The following is a 3,744-nucleotide window of genomic DNA, read 5'->3' on the forward strand; positions in this document are numbered from 1 at the left end:
CGACCACCCGAACGATCGACCTGGGGAAGGTCGTCGTGCCGGAGACCATGGGTTTTACCTCCTTGATTGCAGACGGTGTCGATGCGCTCGACTTCGCTCCGCCAAGGCCGAGCCTTGCCGCAATCGCGCCGAGGTGCGCGCCAAGCTCGGCGAGCTTCGACGCTTGCCGGACGGTCCATTGAAGCTGGTCGTACGCGATGGTGCGGGCAACATTCATGAGATGGAGGCCACGTGCCTCGGCAAAGCGCAGCGCGGCGCGATAGTGCGAGGCGTCCTGGTAATCGAGCGTCGTCTCCTTCGATCTGGCCCGCGAGAGCCGCTCATGAAGGCGGGCCATCGCCAACTCCTCGACCGCCACGACCTTCCAGGAATTGCGGTCGACCTCCTTGCCATTTGGAAGCGTGACGCGCTGCGATCCGACGTGCTTGAGGCCGATGCGATCACCGATCTCGGCCTTCGCTTCATCGATCGCCCGCGCGAGATCGACGCCCCAGACGGTGCGCTCCTGGCCATCAGAATAACCGAGCGTCACGAAGTAGCTGTCCCGGTTGCCCGGCTTGCGTTCGTAAGGCGCTTTGCCATGGGCAAGCAGCACGCCACCGCGCCTCTGCGCGAACTCTTCCAACCCGACATAAAGCTCGGCCGTCTCGCGATGGCGGGTCATGGCGACATAGGAGAGATGCCGGTCGAGCGTGCTCGACGCCAGCACCTTGACGCGATCGACGGTGGCACCCTGGCTCTTGTGGACGGTGGTCGCGTAACCATGATCGACATTGGTGTAGACGCGTTGCTCGACCACGACTTGGCGCCGGTCTTCCCCACTACCTATCTCGGCCACGATGCGTCCTGGCTGCGCCTCGACGACACGCGCCAACATGCCGTTCTTGACGCCAAGCGATCCTTCATTCTTTAGGAAGACCATCTGATCGCCAGCCGCAAAGTGTCTCGTCCCGTCTTCGGTCTTGAACGCATGGCCAGCTTCGATCACGCCGCGCTCGACCAGTGTGCCGCGCGCCATCTCGTTCAGCAAACGCACGTCAACCCGGCGATGGGCGAGGATCAGGGTCGCCTTGGCCGGATCGTATTCGCGGTCCCAATCTGCGATCAAGGACGTGATCGCCTCGTCCCTGGTCCACGCACTGCGCACCATATTCCGCTGCGCATAAGCGTCGAGCGCAGCCGACACGTTTCCGCGCGCCAGATCGAGGGAAGCATCGCGCATCCATTGTTCGCGCTGGCGGTAGATCGTCCAGAGTTCGGCATAGCCGATCCGCTCGGCAATAGCGCGGAACGCAGCACCGGCTTCGATCGGCTGAAGCTGCTCGGGATCTCCAACCAGGACGAGCTTCGCACCGGACAGCGTCGCTGCTTCGACGAAGCGTGCCATCTGCCGTGACGAGACCATGCCGGCCTCGTCGAGGACGAAGACGGTCTTGTCATCAAGCCGGTCACGACCTTGATCCCATCGTAGCTCCCAGGCGGATAGCGTGCGGGAGGCTATGCCCGCTTCCTTCTCCAGTCCCTCGGCCGCCTTGCCCGCAAGCGCGCCGCCGACGACCCTGTACCCGGCCGCTTCCCAGGCTTCGCGGGCCGCCTTCATCATCGTCGTCTTGCCGGCGCCAGCGCGCCCGATGACTGCGGCGATCCGCTCCGGACCAGTGACATGTTCAATCGCCGCCTTCTGCTCGTCCGACAGACGATCATGACGAGAGAATACCCCGTTCAAGGCCGCTGGCTTAACCGCATGAGTGGATCGCTGCGACAGCCAGATTGCCTGGTTGGCCATCTGAGCTTCAACGCGGATCAGCTCCCGCGTCGTGTACTTCGCGGGCGCCCTGACACCGGTGACGAGATCCACCCGCTCGCGGTCGAGCCGCAGCGTTTGTGGGCTTTGCAGGATCCTCGCCATCAGGTTCTGGAAGAGCGCGGCGTTGTCGATGTAGCGATAGAGGACCTTGGCGACATCGCGCTCTTCAAAGACGCTTTTCTCGCGGGTGATGAGGTCGAGCACAATGTCAGGATTACGCTGGATCCGGCTGATATTCTCGGCGCGTCTCTCTTCCTGCAGTTCCAGCCGCTCGAGCCCGACCTTCTCTTGCGCAGCGTCGCCTTTCCGTTCGATCGCCTTGGTCCCGACGCCGAGATGGATGGTCGGCGTCAGCTCGATCCCTTGCCTCTCGAAGGAACGGCCATCGACACGGATATCGAGACCGGCGAGCGCCAGATGCCGGTTCTGGATTGCAAACCATCCATCGCGAAAAACGTTGAAGTCCTCGGCTCCGCCGGCCCAAAGCTCATAGGCGATCTTGCCGGCATCGTTACGAAGAGGATTGCCATCAGCTCCCAAGACCGCGACCTTCTTGGCGCCGAAGCCATCCTCGGTCAGCGGCCGCAAGGTGGTCATCAGATGGATGTGTGGATTGCCAGGAGCATCGTGGAAGACCCAATCGGCCACCATTCCCTTGGCGATGATGTGCCGCTCGACGAAGTCGCGAACCAGCGCGATGTTCTGATCGGCGGAAAGCTCGATCGGCAAGGCAATGGTGACATCCTTGGCAAGTTGCGCATCACTGCGCTTCTCAAACGCCTCGACCTTGTTCCAGAAAGTCTCCGAGGCGCCGGCGGCCGAACGATCGGCGATCATCTCCCGCAACCACTCCGGCGCATCTTCGGGAATGACAAACTCCTCATGCAACAGCCCTTGCTTGCGGGAATAGTCGATCGTGCGGGCCTCCCGCTCGAACTCCATCTTGGCGCAATGCCGGTAGGCCGCCGACAGCACAGCGCTGCGGCCGGAGCCGCGGGCAACGATGCTGACTGAGAAATGCGGGACGGCCATGACGACAACGAGCTCCTACATTTGACGAAACCAAACTGTTCGAGAGAGCGGACAGCCCTCCACCCATTGGCGGAGCCGAAAGCAAGGCGTCGCGTCAGCGACGTATAATTGCGCCCCTGGATCCGCTCCTTCGGAACGGCGGGATCATTCGCCAAAAGCTGGCGCCTTGGCGAGGTGCAACATTGCACCTTTCCGGCGGGATGAATTTGAGGGCAAGTTTCTGCTTCATCGGACTGAAAGCCACGAGGAAGCGACGCCCATGAAGAAGCCAACCGCCAAACTCCGCGAAGAGATTGCTCGCCTGCATGAGCAACTCAAGCAGGCCGAAACACGCGACGCCGAGCGGATCGGGCGCATTGCGCTGCGTGCGGGGATTGGGGAGATCGAGGTGGAAGAGGCTGATCTCCTGTTGGCGTTTGAAGAGGTCGCCAGCAGGTTTCCTGGAGAGACGAAACGCGCCCATGGATGCAAGCCTACGACCACGCCTCGACGTCCGTCATGGTCCCGACCGCGCTCAAATGGGGCGGCTCTCTTGTCGTGCTCGACCCATCCAACGAGGTGGCACCGATGGTTATGGAGCACCGGCGCAAGGCGGGTCGGCGCGTCATCGTTCTCGACCCGAAGAACGCTGGTTCTGGCTTCAACGCGCTCGACTGCATCGGTCGTCACGGCAGCACCAAGGAGGATATCGCGGCCGTCGCATCGTGGATCATGAGCGACAGCGCTCGCGCGACTGGCGTCCGCGACGACTTCTTCCGCTCATCCGGACTACAGCTACTGACCGCGATGATATCAGACGTTTGTCTATCCGGCCACACGGACGCAAAGCACCAGACTTTAAGGCAGGTTCGTGCCAATCTGTCGGAGCCCGAGCCAAAGCTTCGCGCGCGCCTGCAGGAGATCTA

The 3,744-nt window shown here is 62.2% G+C and carries 2 protein-coding genes and 1 pseudogene; 2 read left to right on the forward strand and 1 reads right to left on the reverse strand.

All coding sequences use genetic code 11. From position 1 onward, the window contains the following. Nucleotides 1–2,839, reverse strand: a 2,839-nt coding sequence (traA, locus tag D460_RS34370; protein WP_018902741.1) for a Ti-type conjugative transfer relaxase TraA, incomplete at its 3' end; no start/stop codon positions are given. A 259-nt stretch (nt 2,840–3,098) separates the two neighbouring features. Between traA and D460_RS35775 the strand changes: the two are divergent. Both D460_RS35775 and D460_RS0132280 read left to right on the forward strand, forming a co-directional pair. Continuing rightward, nucleotides 3,099–3,278, forward strand: a pseudogene (locus tag D460_RS35775) (TraC family protein); the annotation flags it as partial. A 26-nt stretch (nt 3,279–3,304) separates the two neighbouring features. Continuing rightward, on the forward strand, nt 3,305–3,744 hold a 440-nt coding region (locus D460_RS0132280), incomplete at its 3' end, for a type IV secretory system conjugative DNA transfer family protein (RefSeq protein ID WP_026283774.1).

This window comes from Rhizobium sp. 2MFCol3.1 (assembly GCF_000377565.1).
Lineage (GTDB): Bacteria > Pseudomonadota > Alphaproteobacteria > Rhizobiales > Rhizobiaceae > Rhizobium.